The sequence below is a fragment of the Elusimicrobiota bacterium genome (assembly GCA_026388095.1).
GTDB lineage: Bacteria > Elusimicrobiota > Elusimicrobia > UBA1565 > UBA9628 > UBA9628.
The window spans coordinates 22,539-41,991 of sequence record JAPLKL010000022.1 but is presented as its reverse complement, the minus strand read 5'-3'; the positions used below and the strand labels follow the sequence as shown (position 1 = coordinate 41,991).

14 protein-coding genes are annotated in these 19,453 nt (G+C 63.1%); 8 read left to right on the top strand and 6 right to left on the bottom strand.

Annotated elements, in window-relative coordinates; genetic code table 11:
* The first annotated feature begins 37 nt into the window (after positions 1–37).
* Positions 38–3,172, top strand: coding sequence for an exodeoxyribonuclease V subunit gamma (locus tag NTY77_06100; protein ID MCX5795046.1), 3,135 nt, complete (start codon positions 38–40; stop codon positions 3,170–3,172).
* On the opposite strand, the gene NTY77_06095 is transcribed toward NTY77_06100, so the two are convergent.
* The gene (locus NTY77_06095) at positions 3,156–3,527 is read right to left on the bottom strand and encodes a hypothetical protein (GenBank protein ID MCX5795045.1); all 372 of its coding nucleotides are present in this window, start codon (positions 3,525–3,527) and stop codon (positions 3,156–3,158) included. The genes NTY77_06100 and NTY77_06095 overlap by 17 nt on opposite strands.
* A 149-nt stretch (positions 3,528–3,676) precedes the next feature.
* On the opposite strand from NTY77_06095, the gene NTY77_06090 reads away from it, so the two are divergent.
* Positions 3,677–4,648, top strand: a complete 972-nt coding sequence (locus tag NTY77_06090; protein ID MCX5795044.1) for a hypothetical protein — start codon at positions 3,677–3,679, stop codon at positions 4,646–4,648.
* Here the strand turns inward: NTY77_06090 and NTY77_06085 are convergent.
* The gene (locus tag NTY77_06085) at positions 4,645–5,256 is read right to left on the bottom strand and encodes a hypothetical protein (GenBank protein MCX5795043.1); all 612 of its coding nucleotides are present in this window, start codon (positions 5,254–5,256) and stop codon (positions 4,645–4,647) included. The genes NTY77_06090 and NTY77_06085 overlap by 4 nt on opposite strands.
* A 154-nt stretch (positions 5,257–5,410) precedes the next feature.
* Between NTY77_06085 and NTY77_06080 the strand changes: the two genes are divergently transcribed.
* The 3 genes from NTY77_06080 (at position 5,411) to NTY77_06070 (ending at position 9,542) form a co-directional block, all read left to right on the top strand.
* Positions 5,411–5,875 carry a VOC family protein gene (locus tag NTY77_06080; GenBank protein MCX5795042.1) on the top strand — a complete coding sequence of 155 codons (465 nt, stop codon included), beginning with the start codon at positions 5,411–5,413 and terminating at the stop codon, positions 5,873–5,875.
* Between the two features lie 12 nt (positions 5,876–5,887).
* Positions 5,888–7,846: a thioredoxin domain-containing protein gene (locus NTY77_06075; protein ID MCX5795041.1), complete on the top strand. Its 1,959-nt coding sequence runs from the start codon at positions 5,888–5,890 to the stop codon at positions 7,844–7,846.
* 91 nt (positions 7,847–7,937) lie between these two features.
* The gene (locus NTY77_06070; protein MCX5795040.1) at positions 7,938–9,542 is read left to right on the top strand and encodes an ATP-binding protein; all 1,605 of its coding nucleotides are present in this window, start codon (positions 7,938–7,940) and stop codon (positions 9,540–9,542) included.
* Here NTY77_06070 and NTY77_06065 read toward each other — a convergent pair.
* A complete protein-coding gene (locus NTY77_06065) occupies positions 9,539–10,552 on the bottom strand; it encodes an rRNA methyltransferase (GenBank protein ID MCX5795039.1) in 1,014 nt (337 codons plus the stop codon). The two genes, NTY77_06070 and NTY77_06065, sit on opposite strands and share 4 nt — an antisense overlap.
* Positions 10,553–10,689: 137 nt before the next feature.
* Between NTY77_06065 and NTY77_06060 the strand changes: the two genes are divergently transcribed.
* The 3 genes from NTY77_06060 (at position 10,690) to NTY77_06050 (ending at position 15,177) form a co-directional block, all read left to right on the top strand.
* The gene (locus NTY77_06060; protein ID MCX5795038.1) at positions 10,690–10,863 is read left to right on the top strand and encodes a hypothetical protein; all 174 of its coding nucleotides are present in this window, start codon (positions 10,690–10,692) and stop codon (positions 10,861–10,863) included.
* A gap of 99 nt (positions 10,864–10,962) precedes the next feature.
* The gene (locus NTY77_06055; protein MCX5795037.1) at positions 10,963–13,341 is read left to right on the top strand and encodes a phosphoketolase family protein; all 2,379 of its coding nucleotides are present in this window, start codon (positions 10,963–10,965) and stop codon (positions 13,339–13,341) included.
* A 120-nt stretch (positions 13,342–13,461) separates the two neighbouring features.
* Entirely contained in the window at positions 13,462–15,177 is a 1,716-nt protein-coding gene (locus NTY77_06050; protein MCX5795036.1) for a DUF4268 domain-containing protein, read from the top strand.
* A 124-nt stretch (positions 15,178–15,301) separates the two neighbouring features.
* On the opposite strand, the gene NTY77_06045 is transcribed toward NTY77_06050, so the two are convergent.
* The 3 genes from NTY77_06045 to NTY77_06035 are packed head-to-tail and all read right to left on the bottom strand — an operon-like array spanning position 15,302 to position 18,777.
* Positions 15,302–15,937 carry a hypothetical protein gene (locus NTY77_06045; protein MCX5795035.1) on the bottom strand — a complete coding sequence of 212 codons (636 nt, stop codon included), beginning with the start codon at positions 15,935–15,937 and terminating at the stop codon, positions 15,302–15,304.
* Positions 15,937–16,605 (bottom strand): hypothetical protein, encoded by a 669-nt coding sequence (locus NTY77_06040; GenBank protein ID MCX5795034.1) that lies wholly within the window; start codon positions 16,603–16,605, stop codon positions 15,937–15,939. The genes NTY77_06045 and NTY77_06040 overlap by 1 nt, the downstream gene beginning before the upstream one ends.
* 3 nt (positions 16,606–16,608) lie before the next feature.
* Positions 16,609–18,777, bottom strand: a complete 2,169-nt coding sequence (locus NTY77_06035) for an ATP-binding protein (GenBank protein ID MCX5795033.1) — start codon at positions 18,775–18,777, stop codon at positions 16,609–16,611.
* Positions 18,778–19,453 lie beyond the last annotated feature (676 nt).

Sequence of the window (19,453 nt, the reverse complement as noted above, 5' to 3'; positions counted from 1 at the left end):
ATAAGTATTGTGTCCCCCAATTGGGTAACATTTCTTCATGCTCAAGGTCTTCTACGGTCCCTTCCACCCGGACCTGGAGGACGCCTTCGCCGCCCGCCTCAAAGAGCTCGCGGCCCTCAAAGGCCCCGTCGCGATCGTGGCCCCGTCGCGCCGCATGGTCGAGCGGCTTGAGCGCCTGGCCGCAGTCGAGAAGGACCTGCCGCTGCTCGACTTCCACTTCCACACCTTCCATAGCTTGGCTTTGGCCGTCACGGAGGACTCCCGCGGCGATGACCGGCTCATCTCGGACCCCGTGTTCCACGACCGCGTGGTCGACTCGCTGCTGACCAAGCAGCCCGCCTTGGGCCGCGTCTTCGGCGGCGAAGCCCGGCCCCGGGCTCTGGCATCGGCCTTGCGCTCCAGCATGCGCGACCTCATAGACGCGGGCGTGCGCGCCGCGGACATAGAGGAAGTCTTCGGCGAAGAGCTCGTGCGCCAGCCCCAGGAGCGTGAACGCCTGCAAGCCCTGCTCGAACTCTGCCGCCGCTACGAAGAACGTCTGGCCCAACTGCGCATCGCCTCGCCCTCCGCCATCACGCGCCTGGCCGCGGAGCAGGCCGACTCCTCCGAGCTCCTCGGCCGCTTCCAGGAGGTCCTCTACTACGGCTTCTACGACCTCACCGGCCTGCAGCTCGAATTCTTCGAGGCCGTCTGCTCCCGCTGCCCCACCCGCCTCTACTTCCCGTTCCGCAAGGGCCACCCCGCTTTCCGTTTTGCCGAGCCGTTCTTCGAGCAGAAGCTCATGTCCCACGACGCCGAGGAAGTCCCTCGCTCGCCCAAAGGACGGCCTGTCCTCGATGCCGCTTTGGAGGGACTATTCAACCCCGAGGCAAAGCCCGTCGAGTCGCCGCTCGTCGTGATCTCAGCCTCGGGCGCCCGCGACGAAGCCTGGGCCGCGGCCAAGGAGATCCTGCGCCTCGTTGAGGACGAAGGCTGCGCCTACGAGGACATCGGCGTGGTCGCGCGCACCCTCGAACCCTATCGCAACGCCCTCGCGGAAGTCTTCCGCGAGAACGACATCCCCCTGCATATCACCGGCGGCGAGGCCTTCCTGCGCCAGCCCCTGGCCAAATGCGCCCTGAACCTCCTCGCCTTGCGCGCGCGCGACTTCCCGGCCGAGGTCGTGGCAGACATCTTCTCCTCGCCCTATTTCCGCGGCCCGGCTCCGGTCTCGGACTGGCGCCGGCTGCTCTCGCATCTCGGCATCCACGCCGGCTGGCAGCAGTGGCGCGGCAAGCTGGAGACGCGCGCCGACGGCCCGGTGCAGCTGCGTCCCGAGCAGGTCCGCGACGGCGGCCCCGGCTTCCAGGTTCCCCGCAAGGAGGTGGAAGGACTCTGGAAGCTGGTCTTAGGACTCCATGAAGAGCTCGCCGACCAGAAGGGGCTTGCCTGGTCGGCGCGGGCCCGCCAAGCCCGGGCCCTTCTGGAGAAGCACCTCTGTCTGCCCAAGGACGCCGACGCCCGCGAGCTCGCGGTCTGGCAGACGCTCATGGCCGAACTCGGCTCCCTGGAAGCCTTCGACCTCCTGCAGGAGCCCTGCGACGCGGCCGTCTTCTTGGAGACCCTCTCGGACAAACTGCGCCGCGCCTCTCTCGATCCGGAAAGAGGCGGCGTCGGCGTGCGCGCGCGCGACGCCATGGACGCGCGCGGCGAGAGCTTCCGCGTCCTCTTCCTCATCGGCCTCAAGGAAGGCCTCTTCCCGCGCACCGTGCTCGAAGACCCGCTCTTGCGCGACGGGGCGCGCGCGGCCCTGCGCCATCCCGCCGGCTATTGGATCGCGCAGAAGGCCGCGGGCCACGAAGAAGAGCGCCTGCTCTTCTACCTGATGGCGGCCTCGGCCGCAGAGCGGCTCTTCTGCGTCTTCCCCAGGTCCGACGAAGCGGGCCGCGCCCAGGTCCCTTCGCTCTATCTGCGCGAGCTCTGCCGCGTCGCCGGCCTGGACTTCACGGGCGGCGCGGTGCGCGCCGTGCCGCGCCAGCCCGCGGCCAAGCTGGCGCAGCTGGATGCGCGGGCGGCCGCGCCGCAGGAGCTGGTCCTGCGCCTGGCCTTGGAAGGCCGCGGCGCCGAGGGCCGCCTGCCCGATACCATCGCGGACGCCCGGCTCCTGGACGAGGTCCTGGAGCGCGCCTCCGCGCTCGCGGCCTGGGGCCAAGCCGGGCCCTTCGACGGCCTGGTCGGGCCGCCCCGGGAGTTCCTCCAGACCTTGGCGCGCAAAGGCCTCTCGCCCAGCGCCCTGGACAGCTTCGCCGCCTGCCCCTTCCAGTTCTTCGCCGCCCGCGTCCTGGGCCTGGGCGAGCCTGAGGCCGCGGCCCGCTTGGGCGAGGTGCCCGCGTCCTTGCGCGGCCGCATCTACCACGAGATCCTGGAGCGCTTCTATCGCGGAGCGCCGGCTTCGCTCTGGGACCGCGATGAGGACTGGGAGCGGCGCCTGGAGGCCGGCGTGGAGGCGGTCTTCGCCGGGCGCGGCTGGCAGGAAACGGGCGTGTATCCCTTGCTCTGGCAGGCCGTGCGCGAGGCGGTCACGGAGAACCTGCGCGAGTTCCTGGCCTGGGACCGGGCCGAGGCCCTGCGCACCGGCCTGCGGCCGGCGCGCTTCGAGGAGCATCTGGAAGGCGAGGCCGCCGAGCCTCGGCCCTCGGAGCTCGGGGCGGTGAAGTTCCACGGCATCGCCGACCGCATCGACCTCGCCGCGGACGGCCGCTGGCGCGTGGTGGATTACAAGACCCGCTGGAGCAGGGGGGGAAACCTCGGCCGCCTGGCCGGGCAGGGCCGGCTCCACCAGCTCCCGCTCTACGCGGAGCTGGGACGCCGCTTGCCCGGACACGCGGATCTGGAGAGCGCCTGCCTCTACGTCCTGGAGGACTCCTTGGAGACCACGGGCCGGGAGCGCTGCCGCCGCTATGAGCCGGAGCGTCTCAATGAGGACCGGACCGCCTTCCTGGAGGCGGTCGCCGGGCGTCTGCGCCGGATGCGCGCCGGCCGGTTCCCCATCACGCCCGAGGACGGAGAGCACGGCATCTGCAGTTGGTGCCCGTTCCCGTCGCTGTGCCGCAAGAGCCACGGGCCCTCGCGGGTGCGCGCCGCGGCTCTGGCGTCCCGGACCGTCGCCGGAGAGCCTACGTCCGGGCGATGAGCAGCACGCCCGCGGTCACGAAGCCGATGCCGGTCCAGCGCGCCAGGGGCACGGATTCTCCCAGCAGGGTCTGGGCCAGGAGGGCCACCACCACGTAGTCCATGGCGGTCAAGGGCAGGACCACGGTGATCTTGTTCCTGGAGAGGAGCGTCAAGTAGATGCCGAAGAATGTGGCTTGCAGCGCCACGCCCAGCAGGACCCACTGGTTGGTGACGGCGCGCAAGGCCATGGGGACGAACATCCCGGGTCCGGCCTCGGTCATGTCTCCGATGGTGCGCATGCCCTTGGAGAGCAGGACTTGCCCGGTGCCGCCGAAGGCCGCGGCGACAAGGACGATGAAGAAAGTTTTGACCAAAAGACCTCCGAGAATACGCGAGAAGATATTATACCACTTCGCGCCCGTTTCTGGGGCCGTCGGACCCAATCCGGGCTGCGCCCTCTGACCGCGCGCCGGGGGGTCCTTTGCCGCTGGCGCGGGCGCCTCCCAGCCCATATCCTCGCTGTATGAGGCTTCTCTGGAGCCTGCTCATCGCTTTGGCCCCTCTGCGGACCTGGGCCGGGCCCGTGGTGCGCTACGCGGCGCCGAGCTTCGGTCCCAGCTCTCCGCTGGCTTGCCCTGCTTGCGGCCTCTCCGGCCTGACGCTACGCGCGGGCGGCGGCGCAACGCTCATCCCAGCCGGGTCTTTGGGCGCCGCGGTGCTTTCAGCTCCGGTCCCGCTGCCTCAGGTCCCGGTCGTCTCCGCCACCCCCGCGCCCAGGGCCGGCCTCCAGTCCCTCTCCTCCGTCGAGATCAGCGCCGAAAGACTGGCCGCGGCGCAAGGCGACGGCGCCAAGGGCCAAGCCCTTGCGGACCTCTTCGACCATAGTGCCGCGGGCGACGGCGCTCCGGTCTATCCCCAGTTGGCCACCCCCGAGACCATGAGCCACGACCGGGAGGCCGTCGCGGTCAAGGCGGAGCTAAGACGAGCCGTGGCCGCGGCGCAGCCGGCCCTGGAGCGCAGCGTTTGGCACGGCGGCTGGCGCGGGCCGGGCACGACCCTCCATGATCCCTGCTGCGGCGACGCCGCCCCTAAGCTGGGCCTCCTGCTGCGCCAGATGGGGCATGCCGCCGACGTGGTCGAAGCCGAGGCCCACTATTACGTGCTCTACAGACTGCCCTTCGGCGAGGTGGTGATCGACCCGACCATCCGCCAGTTCTTCGGGGGAGCGCGGGCCCCTCCGGACATCCCCAAGGTCTTCGTGGGCACCGTGGCCGACCTCAACGCGCTCTTCACCCGCCACGAGGCGGCCAAGACCACCTCCTTCGACGTGCCCCGCCTCTATTTCAGGGACGCCCAGGTCCGCAACGGGAAGATCGACGAGGTCCGCCGCCTGGCCCAAGCCAGCCCGCATTCCCCCGAGTACGAGCCTCTCTTGACGGCCTCGCGCCCACCACCCGCCGAGCTGCCGACCACGCTAGTGCTCTCGGTCCGCTAGTCCGCATGCGTCGCCCTCGGGCGGGTCGCGAAGAGCAGTCCCTTCATGGCGGGCGAGGACTTTCCCGCCCAAGACTCGGCCATGGTCTTCGCGTAGAGCCGGTCCGCGGCCTCCGGGCTCATCTTGCCCTGCGCGATGCCGTCGGCGAGGTTGAGGGCGAGGAAGTTGCTCTCCTCGCTGGCTGAGAGCGCGGAGAGCTCCTGGAACCGGCGATCATAGAACACGCCGTGGCCGAAGCCGGCCAAAGCCGGCCACTTCCGCCAGGGGGCCTCATAGCCGACCGATTGCTGCAGGACGTCCCGGCTGGAGGAGGCTCCGGGGGCGGTCTTGTGCACGGAGGTCCGCGACCACGGGCCTTTGGCGGACCAAGCCAGGTGCAGGGCGTCGACCTCGTCGGGCGGGCCGTACTCGTCCATCATGGCCCGGGCCGCCGAAGCCGAGTATGCCGGCCAGGCGGAGATGTCCGCTTCCGCCCGCGCCGCCATGTCGGGGCCCATGGGGACCCGCCCCTCCCGCCCGTTCCACGACCTCCACGCGGTGCCCGCCGCCGCGCTCAAGATGACGGCAGCGGCTGTCGCCGACAGAACGGCCAGCCCGTCGCCCTTCATGGCAGCCTCCTCCCCCCGCGCCATCAGTGTAGCCTCGGCGCGTAAAATCATTATCAAGAGCCGGCTCCCGGCGGGCGGCCCGTTGACGGTTTCTTGATTCGCCCGCGCTACCCTATAGGATGGCCTGGGGCGGCAGGCCGCGCGCGGAGGGAGCATGCCCAGCAACGTCAAGCCCATGCCCGAGGATTACCATTCTTTGACGCCGGTGCTCAAAGTGCGCGGCGCGGCCCAGGCCGTCGAGTTCTACAAGACCGCCTTCCACGCCCGGGAGTTCATGCGCCGGACCGGCCCGGCGGGAAGGATAATCCATGCCGAGCTCAGGCTTGGGGACTCGGTCTTCATGGTCGCAGAGGCGTCCGCCGAGGCGGGCGGCCAGCCGGCGGCCGCCGTCGGGCTCTACCTCTACGTGGCGGACGCGGCAGCGGCCTTCGACAGGGCGCGCAGCGCGGGCGCGAAGGTGAAGAAGCCCCTGGCGGACATGTACTGGGGAGACCGCTGCGGCCAGCTGCTCGACCCCTTCGGGCAGGTCTGGACCGTGGCCGAGCGCCGGGAGGAGCTGACGCCGCAGCAGCTCCAGGAGCGCGCCGACCGGCATTTCTCCCAGCCGGTCCAGCGGTGAGCGGAGGTCCCCATGAAGCTTCAGAGCGCCAACCGTCTGGCCGGCGAGTCCAGCCCCTATCTCCTGGAGCATGCCCACGACCCCGTGGACTGGTACCCCTGGGGCGCGGAGGCATTCGCCAAGTCCCGCCAAGAGGACAAGCCCGTCTTCCTCTCCATCGGCTATTCCGCCTGCCACTGGTGCCACGTGATGCAGCGCGAGTCCTTCGCGGACGAGGAGGTGGCGCTCAGCCTCAACGAGGGCTTCGTGGCCGTCAAGGTCGACCGCGAGGAGCGGCCGGACCTGGATGCGCTCTATATGGCCGCGGTCCAGGCCATGGGCCAGCAGGGCGGCTGGCCTTTGTCGGTGTGGCTGACCCCGGCCTTGAAGCCCTTCATGGGCGGCACCTATTTCCCCAAGGCGGGCTTCCTGGCTCTGCTCAGCGAGGCCGCGCGGCTCTGGAAGACCCGGCGCGCCGACGTCCTCGGCGATGCCGGCGCGGTGGCGGGCTACCTGCAGGACGCCGCGCGCCGGGTCCAGCCCGGCGTCGTCGCGGTCGACGAGGTCCTGGAGCGGGGCGCGCGGCAGCTGGCGCAGGACTTCGACCCGGCCCACGGCGGGTTCTCGCCCGCGCCGAAGTTCCCGCAGGCCTCCGTGATCCGGTTCCTCCTGCGCCGGCATCTGCGCACGGGAGAGCCGGAGCCCTTGGCCATGGCCGAGCGCACCTTGCGGGCCATGGCGCGGGGCGGCATCTACGACCAGTTGGGCGGAGGCTTCCACCGCTACTCCACGGACGCCCAGTGGCGCGTGCCGCATTTCGAGAAGATGCTCTATGACAACGCCCTGCTGGCCACGGCCTACCTGGAAGCCGCCCAGGCCACGGGCGACGGCTTCTATGCCCGCATCGCCCAGGAGACCCTGCGCTATGTCATGAGGGACCTCGGCACTCCGGAGGGCGCCTTCTGCGCCGCGCAGGACGCCGACAGCGACGGGGAGGAGGGGGGATTCTACGTCTGGACGCCGGAGCAGGTTCGCGGCGTCCTCGGGCGGCAGGACGCGGAGAGCTTCCGCCGCGCCTTCGCAGTCGAGCCTCGGGGCGCCAGCGTCCTCCGCGTCGTCGAGGAAGGGGACTTCTCGCGCCTGCGCGCCGCGCTGCTGCGGGCGCGCGGCCGGCGGCCGCGGCCGCGGCGCGACGACAAGGTGCTCACGGGCTGGAACGCGCTCATGATCAGCGCTTTGGCCAAGGCCGCGCAGGTCCTGGGCTCGGACCTCTACGCCCGGGCCGCGGCGCGCGCGGCCCGCTTCCTGTTGGACAAGCACGTCAGCTGCGGGCGGCTGCTGCGCTGCCCGCGCGCGGGGGTCTGCGGCCCTGACGGCTATCTCGAGGACCACGTCTACCTGGCCGCGGCGCTCTTGGACCTCTATGAGACGACTTTCGACGCGGCCTACTGCGCGGCCGCGGCGCGCCTGGCGGGCCGGGCCGTGGAGCTGTTCTGGGACGAAGAGACCGGGGGATTCTTCTCCGCGGCCCCGGATGGGACGCTCTTCGCGCGCCTGCGCGAGGAGTACGAGGGGCCCATGCCCTTGGCCAACGCGGTCATGGCCCAGACCTTGCTGAGGCTCCATGAGCTGACCGGAGACCCGGAGTTGCGCGAGCGCGCCGAGCGCACCGTGGCCTCCTTCAGCGGCGCGCTGGCGCGCAGCCCGTCCGGGCACGCCTCCATGCTCTGCGCCGTGGACTTCCTCAAGGGGCCGGTGACCGCGCTGGTGGTCTCGGGCCCGGAGCCGGAGGCTCTGCTGCGCGCCGCGCGCAAGGTCTTCTGTCCGAACCAGGTGGTCGCGCTGGCCGACGGCCGCGCGCCCATCGCGCTGGCGCGGGGCCGCGGGCCCCTGGCCGGCCGGGCCGCGGCCTACGTGTGCCGGGACCTGGCCTGCCTGCCGCCGGTGACCGAGCCGGCGGAGCTGGAGGCCCTGCTGCGCCGGCCCGCCTGAACGCCCTGCGGACCGCTCGACATGAATCTTCTGATGTTTTGTTGACCTTTGGGCGCCATCCTATGAGCAGGACTGCTTCCCGGGAGACTCCATGCCCGAACTCTCCACAGTATTCAAACGAAGCCGAGACAGGATCCTTGAGGTCTGGGAGGGCCGCGCCCGCGGGGAGATCATCGCCGGCAAAGGCCTGCCGCAGCCCGCGCTCTTGAACGCGCTGCCCCTATTCCTCGAGGAGATCGCGCAGATCCTGGCCCAACAGCCCAGGCCTTACGTCTACGCCGCGCAGAGCATCAGCAAGGAGCACGGCCGGCAGAGGGCCGACATGAAGGCCTACTCCATCAAGTACGTGCTCCTTGAATACGCCATCCTGCGCCGGGTCATCTTCGAGGTCCTGGAGGAGACCCGGCCGCTGGCGCCCGACGAGCGGGACCTGCTCTATGACGTCATCCTGCATGGGATGCTGGAGGCCGGCGAGGAGTTCGCCCGGACCAAGGAAAGCCAGGAGGGCTCGGCCTTGACCAGAGCCGAAGGGGCTCTCGTCATCGCCGAGGAGGCGAGCCGGGCCAGGGACGTGCTCCTGGCGGTGATCTCGCACGAGCTGCGCGCGCCGCTGACCCCGCTGCTGGGCTACGCCCTGCTGCTGCAGGGCGGGAAGCTGACTCCGGCCGAGATGCGGGAAGCCTTCAGGGTCATCGAGAAGTGCGTGAGGCAGGAGACCCAGATCGTCGATGACCTGCTCGACGTCAGCAGGATCATGAGCGGCAAGCTCTCCATCGAGGCCCGCGTCATGGATCTGAGCGCGGCGATCGAGGCCGCCGTCGATGTCATACGGCCGGCCGCGGCCTTGATGGATGTCGATCTTAAGACGGACTACCCGGCGCGGAGCCTGTCGATGACCGGCGACGCCGCCCGCCTCCAGCAGGTCTTCGTCAACCTGCTCACCAACGCGGTCAAATTCACTCCCGCAGGCGGCAGCGTGACCGTCTCCTGGCGGATCAGCGGCGCGCAGGTCAGAGTCGCCGTGGCCGACACGGGGCAGGGTCTCACGGCGCAGACGCTGCCCATGATCTTCCAAGAGTTCTGGCAAGCGGACAGCTCCTCCAAGCGCCTGCACGGGGGGCTGGGCCTGGGCTTGTCCATCTCGCGCCATCTTGTGGAGATGCACGGCGGCACGCTGTCATGCGCAAGCCCGGGCCTGGGGCGGGGCTCCACCTTCACGGTCAGCCTGCCTTTGGTCAAGAACGAAGGCGGGGCCTTCGATACGGCGGCGCCGCCGCGCCGCAGCGAGGCGCCGCTGCTGGCCGGGCTGCGCATATTGCTCGTCGAGGACGAGGCCGACGTGCGCATGGTGCTCGATATGGTCTTGCGGAAGTTCGGAGCCCTGACCTTCGCGGCGGGCTCCGTGAGCGAGGCCTGCGACCTTATGCGCCGGGAGAAGCCCGATATCATCCTTACGGATATCGCGATGCCCGGGGAGAACGGCTTCGCGCTCCTCGCTAAAGTCCGCGCTTTGCCCGCGGCGCTGGGCGGCAATATCCCGATACTGGCCTTGACCGGCGATGCCGGGGAGGCGGACCGCATCAAGATCCTGGCCGCGGGCTTCACTCACTACCTGATCAAGCCCATCGATCCCGAGTCTCTGGTCGCGACGATCAGCGACTTGGGCAAGACTATCGGGACCTTGGCGGCAGGCTAAGGCGCCGCCGCCCGGACGCCTCGGAGCCGGCCCACGAGGGTGAGTTCCTCGCGGTCGTGATACAGGTGCCGCGCGCGCAGCAGGTCACAGCGTCGGGCGATGCCGGTGCGCTCGGAGAAGGCCTCCTGCAGTAGCAGCAAAGGGTCGTGGCGGCCGAACTTCAGATTCACGATGAAACGGGAGCACCAGCGGCCCTCCACCCAGCGCCGCAGCAACTCGATGACCTTGCGCGGGTCGTCCAAGAGGTCGCAGAAGAGCCAGTCCACGGCCGGCCGGGGCCGGAACCTGAAGGCGTCCTCGGCGCGGGCCTCTATGTTGGGGTTGCCGGCGGCGCCGCCTTTGAGGGGGCCGTTGTCCACGGCCAGGACGCGCGCGCCGTGCCGGGCCGCGCTGTAGCTCCAGCCGCCGGGCGCGGCGCCCAGGTCCGCCACGGTCTGTCCCGACGCCGGGGCTTCTCCCAGAACGAAATAGGCTTCCTCGACCTTGAGGAAGGAGCGCGATGGGGCTTGGGGGTCGTCGGCCATGCGGCGCTGGCCGCCCACCCGGGCGAAGCGCGACGCGAAGGCGCGGTCGAAATCCGCGAGATAGACGAAAAGCCCGCGGCACGTGCTGGGGTCGGGGCGGCCTTCCTTGGCGAGCTTCATGACCCGGGCCATGCGGCTGACCTTCTCCCGGAAGGCGTCCTGCACGCCGCGGCAGCGCGTGCCCAGGCCCTCGATGTCGGCGGCCTCGAAGCACAGGGGCCAGGGTTGGTCGTAGCGCTCGTCTATGCTGGTTCGCCGGAAATAGTCGGCCACGCCCCCGGCCAAGGCGTTGACCGTGGCGGCCTTGACCTCGACGGTCTCCAAGAGGGAGAGATGGGCGAAGCACGGCTCGCTCTTGTCCTGCCCGGCCAGCACCCAGCCCGGGCCTTTTTCCAGAGCTGAGCCGACCTCCTTGGCCAGGAAGGTCTCGAAGCCGGCTTGGCCGATGTGGAGGGTGAGGGTCTTCGGGAGTTTGACCGCGGCCACGGAGGGATTATAGCGCTTGTGCGGCCCGGAATAATCTTGCTCTATTGACACCGGTTTAGGTGTATAATAGGAAATCGTGAAAGTCCCGGCCCCTAAACCGGGAGTTTGGTAGTCGATCGGACTGCGAGGTGAGTGTCATGCGAACTCAAAGAGCCGAGGAACTGCGCAACGAATGGGGCAAGAAGCCCTGTTCCCATCCCCACCTAGAGAAGGAATACTTCCAGGGCATGCCCACGGGCACCTTCGTCTGCACGAACTGCGGACAAGCGCGCTCCGGCGTGGCCGAGAAAGAACTTCTGGCCGTAAGCTAGCTTTAGAGCTGGCCGTACGCTCGCACAGCCCGTCCTCGGGGGCGGCGCATCCTCGCCCGGCCTGGGAATTGGTATGCTCTGCCTAGTCCAGGAGGCTCCATGAAACCCGCTCCCCTCGCCGAGAAATCCGCAGTAAAACCCCTCTCGCCGGAACTCTTAAAGAAGATGGACGCGTACTGGCGCGCGGCCAACTATCTCTCCGTCGGACAGATATACCTCTACGACAACCCTCTCCTGAAAAAGCCGCTCAAGATAGAGCACATCAAGCCGCGCCTGCTGGGCCACTGGGGCACCACGCCGGGCCTCAACTTCATCTACGTGCACATGAACCGCCTTATTAAAGAGCACGACCTCAACGCGATCTATATCGCGGGCCCGGGCCATGGCGGGCCCGGCATCGTGGCCAACACCTATCTTGAAGGCACCTACAGCGAGGTCTACTCCAACATCTCCCAAGACGAGGAGGGGATGAAGAAGCTCTTCACGCAGTTCTCCTTCCCGGGGGGCATCCCGAGCCACGTGGCGCCGGAGACTCCGGGCTCGATCCACGAGGGCGGGGAACTGGGCTACGCGCTCTCCCACGCCTTCGGCGCGGCCTTCGACAATCCGGACCTGCTGGTCTGCTGCGTGGTGGGCGACGGGGAGGCGGAGACTGGGCCGCTGGCCACGAGCTGGCACTCGAACAAGTTCCTCAACCCTGCCAAAGACGGGGCCGTGCTGCCTATCCTGCACCTCAACGGCTACAAGATCGCCAACCCGACGGTGCTGGCCCGTATCCCGAAGGCTGAGCTGACCGCTCTGATGCTGGGCTATGGCTACAAGCCTTACTTCGTCGAGGGCTCTGACCCGGAGACCATGCATCAGTTGATGGCTTGGACCTTGGACAAGGCGGCCGCTGAGATCAAGGCTATCCAGTATGACGCGCGCGAGAAGGGCGCCAAGGCTCGTCCGATGTGGCCGATGATCGTCCTGCGCACGCCGAAGGGTTGGACCGGGCCGAAGGTGGTGGACGGTCTGCCGGCGGAGGGGAGCTGGCGCTCTCATCAAGTGCCGTTCTCGGATATGTCCGAGAAGTCGGGGCATGTGAAGCTTTTGGAGCAGTGGCTGAGGTCGTATAAGGCCGAGGAGCTCTTCGACGAGAACGGCAAGCTGAAGGCTGAGCTGGCGGAGCTGGCGCCGAAGGGCCAGCGCCGCATGGGCTCAAACCCGCACGCCAACGGGGGCGAGCTTCTGCGCGCGCTGAAGATGCCGGATTTCCGGGACTATGCGGTGAAGGTCGGCTCGCCGGGCTCGGTCGAGGCCGAGGCGACGCGGGTGATGGGGTGTTTCTTGCGCGACGTGATGAAGCTGAACATGGAGAGCCGCAACTTCCGGGTCTTCGGGCCGGATGAGACGGCTTCCAACCGGCTGGGCAATCTTTTCGAGGCGACGGGGCGGGCTTGGATGGCGGAGACTTTGCCTACGGACGATCATCTTGCGGCGGACGGGCGGGTGATGGAGGTGTTGAGCGAGCATCAGTGCCAGGGCTGGCTGGAGGGGTATTTATTGACGGGCCGGCATGGGTTCTTCTCTTGCTATGAGGCTTTCATCCACATCATCGACTCGATGTTCAACCAGCACGCGAAGTGGCTGAAGGTGACCAAGGGGATCTCGTGGCGCAGGCCGATAGCTTCCTTGAATTATTTATTGACCTCGCATGTGTGGCGGCAGGACCATAACGGCTTCTCGCATCAGGACCCGGGCTTCATAGACCATGTGGTCAACAAGAAGTCGGACGTGATCCGGGTGTATCTGCCGCCGGATGCCAATACCTTGCTGTCAGTGGCGGACCATTGCTTGAGGTCCCGGCACTACATCAATGTGATCGTGGCGGGCAAGCAGCCGGCGCCGCAGTGGCTGGACATGGACGCGGCGATCAAGCACTGCACGGCGGGCATAGGGATGTGGGAGTGGGCTTCCTCAGACAAGGGGGGGGAGCCGGATGTGGTGATGGCTTGCGCGGGGGATGTGCCGACGCTGGAGACTTTGGCGGCAGTGCAGATGCTGCGGGAGAAGATCCCGGCCTTGAAGGTGCGGGTGATCAATGTGGTGGATTTGATGACCTTGCAGTCGCCGAGCGAGCATCCGCATGGGTTGGCGGACGATGACTTCGACGATCTGTTCACGAGGAACAAGCCGATCATGTTCGCCTACCACGGGTATCCGTGGCTGATACACCGGTTGATGTACCGGCGCAAGAATCATGACAACCTGCATGTGCGGGGATACAAAGAAGAGACGCCGTTCGATATGGCGGTGTTGAACGAGCTGGATAGGTTCCATCTGTTCCTGGATGTGGTGAATAGGGTGCCGAAGCTGGAGGCGATGCAGGCGCATGTGCGGCAGGAGATGAGGGACAAGCTGATCGAGCATAAGGAGTATGTGAGGAAGCACGGGCAGGATATGCCGGAGATATTGGAATGGAAGTGGAAGGCGTAAGGGTGGGGGGCGGGATAATTTGTGAGTGAGTTTTAATCCGCATGAAGTGGATTTATTGCTCCGAGACACTACTGCGGCTTGTTCCTCCTAAACTTTGTGAAATCAACCCATCGAGGATCTATGGCCAATTCGATTAGAGACCTGATATCCCAGCGACCAACCCCCACAACTGTGCGGGAAGATGATGGGGCAGATGCCGCATTCAGGCTTATGCTTGAAAATGATTTTAGCCAACTGCCGATAATCGATGATGCTGAGTGCCCAATCGGTTTGGTAACGCCTGCGTCCATTCTGAGGCCAATGGCATATCTAGGCACTTCGTTGGGGCAACTTCGCGTCCATGATGCCTCTATACAGATGCGTTCAGTTAAGCATAGCCAGGAGATTACTCCTGCTCTTGAAATACTCCAAAGCGAGCCCGCTGTCCTGGTGGTCGACGATGCCGGCAAGCTCGTTGGCATAATTACCCCCTTCGATACCAGCGAGTTCTTCCGGTGGCGTGCCAATGACATGATGAAAATTGAAGATATCGAAAACACGATTCGGGATTATATCGTCGCCGCATTTATCGACTCCACAGGCAAGACTGATTGGCAAGCACTGAACGATGCAATCTCGGACATAACCCCTTCGGGAGGTGAGAATTTTAGGAGGTACGAATCTGCGGTCCGTACTTATGTTCAGAAGCAGCACGCCGGATCGGAAATTTGTGCCGATTCGATTAGAGCTAGCTTTGCTGAGCACTTTAGAGTTAAGACGCCGTCGTTCGAGGAATTGCACTTGAGCGAGTTTATCCACCTATTGGTCCACAAAGATCGATGGGAAGTCTATGAAAACGTTCTCGGAATTGAACGGGATGCTTTGATTCGACATCTTGACTCAATCCGTAATACGAGAAATTCTGTAGCACATTTTAGGACGGACATTGACGCCGTCCGCCGTGATGAAATGGATTTCTGCCTCACCTTGCTGCAGCGCAATAAAAAGCGAGTTCGAGAAGCGTTCCTGCATCTGGCGGAGAAGAATGCCCCGAAGGTCGCCGCATCACCGCAGCCTCCTGCGAGCAATGACGATGACCCGATAGAAGTTGTCGATGAGGCACCGGACGCAGCGACCGGCCGTTATGCGCCACTCGCCACGTGGCTTCGGAATCTGCCCCCAAGTATAGATTCGATTGGGCTATCGTTTGCACAAATCGAAGAAATAATCAAGAGAGAGCTGCCGCCAGCAGCAAGTCAGCATAGAGCCTGGTGGGCGAATGATTCAGTGGGCCACGTACAATCTCGAGAATGGCTCAGCGTCGATTGGCGCGTGGCGGAAATGGACCTCGGCGACAAAACCGTTGTATTTTCCAGAATTAGAGAGCGACAAAAAGGCTATATCGAGTTTTTTACGCAACTTGTCCAAGAACTCCGGCAAGCCGTTCCTTGGAGTGTGCGTAATGCATTACCGGGTGGCAAGAGTTGGCACACAATCAGTACACTTCGTGGCAACGACAAGCAGATCCTTGGCTATCTGGTTTTTGCATTTACGCGGACCCAACAATTCCGAGTCGAGTTTTACATCCAGTCAAAGAATAAGGAAACCAACAAGAGAATTTTTGATTTCCTCTATTCAAACCGCGGCGCCATCGACCAGCAAGTCGGCCGTGTGTGGTGGGAACGATTGCCCGATCGAACGGCATCCCGTGTCGCAATATACAATGATGTCTTCATTACTGGCGAGACAGACGACCTGATTCAATTGCGAGTTTGGGCGGTCAATATGATTTCGCGGTTTCGGCAAGTTCTAGAGAGACAGCTGGTTGATTGGAACGGAAATCGCGATTCGCCTTAAGCCGTGCTATCTAAAGCCTGCCACTCGCTCCGCCTTCACCCCTTATATGAGTGTCGCTTGCATGCGTCTCTAGGCGGTTGCAAGAGACTGAGTGTTGACCTGCATTGCTGCGGGGTTCTGCGGCTTAACGCCTGACGTCGGATGGTTGATAGGGAACTACTTTGCGAGCTTTGCTGAGCAAGTTTGCTGTTGCAATCAGGGCTTTGACTGCTTTTGCGATCAATCGGCCCGCCGCTGGAGGGCAACCGCTATCCTCCCAGGACTGCACAGCGGCTTGCAGGCGGGCCTGTTCGAGAGAGAGGGCTCGCACGGCGGATGCGATTCTCCTTTCGGACAGTAGCTGGGGGCGGTTGAGGTACAGTTGCTCAATCATGAACCTGCCGGCGTTGTTCCCCGCGGAGAGCAATCCCGCATGGGCATCAACTGAAAATATCGCACAATAATCTACTTTCGAGGGATCAATAAATCCCACAAGGGAGAAATTGTTCCCGACGTGCCCTGGCCACTGACTCCCCTTGAACGTATTACAGATTGCACAAGAATAGAACAGATTGTCGTACCTGTTTATCAGTGTCTTGAACCGACTCTTGGGCTTGAAATGTTCGACGTGGAAGTTCCGTTCACCACCAAAGCATGCTTCATGTATGGCGCAGTATACGCACTGGTACTGTGCTTCTTGACGAAGGTGAGGTTTCCAATCCTTGTAAGTGCCGCCGTTCGGCCTTACAGCGATTGCTTTGTCGACGCGGAACCAGCGCATTACGCCTGCTTGTGGCGTCTTGAGCGTTTTAGAGCTGCGTTAATCTGCGATGATAGATTCCGTAATCCATCGATGGACGAGTTGAGTTGGTTGAGCCACTCAGTCCGATCTGCCATCTCCCCGGCAGGAAACGCGATGCCAAGTTGTTCGCGGATTGCAGTCGCGCGGCGGAGGTCCGTCACCGTATGGTTGCCTTGGGCTATCCGCGTGGCTACCGCTGATAATTCGTTGAGTTCCTTTTGAAAATTGCGGGAGAATCGTAAGCCAGCGCGAATCATCCGCTTAACATGTACGCCAGGGTTCTTTGTGAAAATGTTCCGTGGGAAAAGCTCTTCAAAAAGTCCCTCATCGGTCTTTAGCTCTTCCTGGAAACTGGTGATGAGGTAGATTGGAAATTCTGGGAGCCGTTTTCGAAGGAATTTCGCCAAGTCTGTTCCGCGGTAGGTAACATTCTTCTTTTCCGTCGAACCTCTTTCGTGAAGCTTTTCATCTAAGACTATGGCGACAATGTCCTTTTCCTTGTCTACTAGAAGTGAAAGGTAGTCGGAAAGATTCTCCAGTGGGTGCAGCGGTCGGCAGTCCCACCCCGGAAGGAGCTTGGGTTCAATGAGATTCTGGAGGGACTCCCTATTTTCTGGACGATCATCGACGATGGCTATTGTGGGCATATATTAGTTCGGAAGCCAGACCTTGAACCGTGCACCATTGAGGGTGGGGTCGCGATCGACAGAGGCTGATCCGTGGAGATCTTCAGCAATCGACCGGACAATCGTAAGCCCCAGACCTGTGCCAATCTGCTTGCCATGTCTGTCTACCTTCGTGGAGAACAGCGGCTCCCAAATCTTGAAGAGATATCGCTCGGCCACACCAGGGCCACTGTCCGAAACGGTAATGGTGTACCCGTCATTATGATCCACCTTTGTCCTAGCTAATGAGACAAGCACCTTCCGTTCATGGGTCACTTGCTGACATGCATGGTAGGCATTCGTCAGTAGGTTCAGCAGTATTGATTCGATGTCCATCTCAAATACTTTGGCACGTATGGGTTCAAAGACCGGGGTCATCGTTATGTTGGCCGATTCAAAGATCGGAACAATATGTTGCAGGAGATCCTCGAACACGCTCTTTAGTTCTCTTTCGCGTCTCCTGCGTTTCTCATACTGTACCCGGGCCAAGGCAAAGGCACCCCAAGACGCAACGCGATCTGAAAAATTTATAGCTTTGGTAAGTTCCTTGATGGCTACAGGAGTGCGGGGGGGGCTCATCGTTAGTTGTGCCTGTGCGGCTTCAGCGGCCATCTTGAATTCATCGATAGCCGACTGGGTCTCGTGTCCAAATACTGCCGAAGCAATACCAATTGTTGCGAGGCCTCGATATAGAGCACTTTGCTGTATAAGGTCTTCAATGGACTTCTCTGTCAGCGACGCCGTTTTCGCGATTGCCGCAGTCTCGTCAACGAATCGATCTAATGCACGTGCATGGGTTGGTGGGACAGCGGATCGCATGGTGCGAAGTTCGTCCTGGAGGGTCTCTAGCCTAGCCGATACTTGCCCAGCGGATTCCTTTGCTTTGTCTGCAGGTGATTTGGCTTGCTCGGCTTTGTAGGTCTTATGTCTATAGGACTCCAAGAGTCTCACGCATGCAAGCACCAATTTCCGCAGCGCGTAATACTGTTCGTCGTGAACCAGCCCTTCACGCGAGGAACTATCGACTAGTCCGGCGTTGGAATCCCTTCCGACGAAAACGGCGCCGACAAGCTGATTCGGGGCTATCTTGTACGTCTTGCGACCGACGCCCGCTGGATCGCCGGAGCGGCGTCCCGCAAGACCGAGCCAATCACCTTGTGGATCCTTTGGCTCCCCGTATGGTTTGACTCGTACAAAGTCGCGATAAATTCGGACGCCAGCGTTCTCGCGGAGGAATGTTCTTAGCTCATTTATGGAGAATCCCTTGGCGCCGAGAACCTCGCTTTTGCCAATGAAGAGTAATAGCTTGACCTTGACGGGCCCAAGGTTAACGGCGTCGTCCTCGACCCCTTGCCCGATTTCTTGGAGCAATTTGTTCCAGGGCATTGTCTCTGAGAAGACGTCCGATTTCTTTGACTTGCCGCGCTGACTGATGTCGTAGGTCAAGCTCTTCCCATCGAAGACGCCGTCGAAGTCCAATTGAGCCTGAGTGGGAACCTGCGTGGTGACCTCAACACGTTTTTTCTTCCAAGCATCGGAGAATAGAAATATTTTGAAGTCGGAGAGAGTCTGGAAGGGCGAAATCAGGAGAGACAACTCCAGGTAGAGGGCCTCCACATCTTCTTGCGTCCAAGCTTGTCGCAAGCGATGGATTCTCAATTCTGTTCCTGCTTTCGCAGGCGTGCTTTCATCGGGTGGTAAATTGATATCTGACGCATCCAGAATGGGCAAGTCAACGGATTCCAGGGTCTTCCCATCGACATCGAATTGATTCCAATCAACTCGGAGGCCGTGAGGCTTCCCTCCGCGTGTCTTTGTAAGGAGGTCCAGGTCTGCGCCAAGGCGATCAGCCGATAGTCGGCCGATGCCCTTTTCTCCCGTTCGCCGCCGGCGTTCCCCGGAGAATCGGTCCTCTGCCTTGCGTGAGAAGCCGATACGGAGCCAATTTGATTCAAGCTCGGTGTCGTTCATCCCGTCGCCATTATCTGCTATACGCAAGAATGGGGGAGTTGCATTCGGACAGATTTCAATTTCGACTTGTTTGGCGCCGGCGTCATAGCTATTCTTTACCAGCTCTACGACAGCGGTGGTGTGATCGCGTATGCTATCCCGACCAAGCCTAAGAATAGCTCTGGCGTCGACGATAAACTTCATTTGAGTTCCTGTGTGATGGGGACGTCTCCCAAGGCTCCTACCGTAAGGTGGCGACAACGAATTCGCTTGTTTAGCCAAGCTGAGGTATCAGTTGTTTTTAGGGCCCGCATAAGGCGCATGCACGTGCCAATTCGGGCGTCGCGAGGAGTTAAGACTAGTAAGTGATTTTCAACAGCAACACTTGAATTGAGCTTGATGACACTCCCTATCGCACGACTCTTGTCGCTTGGGCTGGACGTCCTTCGAACGACGACAAATGGCGGGGCAAATAGCCGTCCTTTGAAACGTCTGAATTCAGATGCCTTGCGTATCGTGGACCAGGGGGCCGCAGATTTTACATCGAAAAAAGGAGCGCGGGGGCCAATCTTGCGGTCCCTGTGTGGTACGACTGGACCAACGTTTACGTGGAATAAATCCTTGACGGTCAGCCCCGATGTGGGGCTCCACCAGTGCGGGGCTTCCCGGTCCTCTGGCGGGCAACATCTCATGTGAAGGGTGAATACGTCTACGTCTGCTATTGGCCCGAAGTTTCCCATCGCGTCTACTGAGTCAATCATGCCAAGTCGTTCTATGAATTCTCGCCAGTGTTGATAGCGGGCTCCGGTTCTTAAGACCTCAGGTAGAATCGTGGCAATCTTTGAGCCTGGTCTCGCCTTCTTCAGCACTCTTTCGAGGA

Excerpts from the sequence above, each read along its gene's own strand:
- NTY77_06035 (MCX5795033.1), bottom strand. The coding sequence starts at position 18,777 with ATGAAGTTTATCGTCGACGCCAGAGCTATTCTTAGGCTTGGTCGGGAT.
- NTY77_06080 (MCX5795042.1), top strand. The coding sequence starts at position 5,411 with ATGCCCAGCAACGTCAAGCCCATGCCCGAGGATTACCATTCTTTGACG.
- NTY77_06100 (MCX5795046.1), top strand. The coding sequence starts at position 38 with ATGCTCAAGGTCTTCTACGGTCCCTTCCACCCGGACCTGGAGGACGCC.
- NTY77_06075 (MCX5795041.1), top strand. The coding sequence starts at position 5,888 with ATGAAGCTTCAGAGCGCCAACCGTCTGGCCGGCGAGTCCAGCCCCTAT.
- NTY77_06070 (MCX5795040.1), top strand. The coding sequence starts at position 7,938 with ATGCCCGAACTCTCCACAGTATTCAAACGAAGCCGAGACAGGATCCTT.
- NTY77_06045 (MCX5795035.1), bottom strand. The coding sequence starts at position 15,937 with ATGCGCTGGTTCCGCGTCGACAAAGCAATCGCTGTAAGGCCGAACGGC.
- NTY77_06050 (MCX5795036.1), top strand. The coding sequence starts at position 13,462 with ATGGCCAATTCGATTAGAGACCTGATATCCCAGCGACCAACCCCCACA.
- NTY77_06060 (MCX5795038.1), top strand. The coding sequence starts at position 10,690 with ATGCGAACTCAAAGAGCCGAGGAACTGCGCAACGAATGGGGCAAGAAG.
- NTY77_06085 (MCX5795043.1), bottom strand. The coding sequence starts at position 5,256 with ATGAAGGGCGACGGGCTGGCCGTTCTGTCGGCGACAGCCGCTGCCGTC.
- NTY77_06040 (MCX5795034.1), bottom strand. The coding sequence starts at position 16,605 with ATGCCCACAATAGCCATCGTCGATGATCGTCCAGAAAATAGGGAGTCC.
- NTY77_06090 (MCX5795044.1), top strand. The coding sequence starts at position 3,677 with ATGAGGCTTCTCTGGAGCCTGCTCATCGCTTTGGCCCCTCTGCGGACC.
- NTY77_06055 (MCX5795037.1), top strand. The coding sequence starts at position 10,963 with ATGAAACCCGCTCCCCTCGCCGAGAAATCCGCAGTAAAACCCCTCTCG.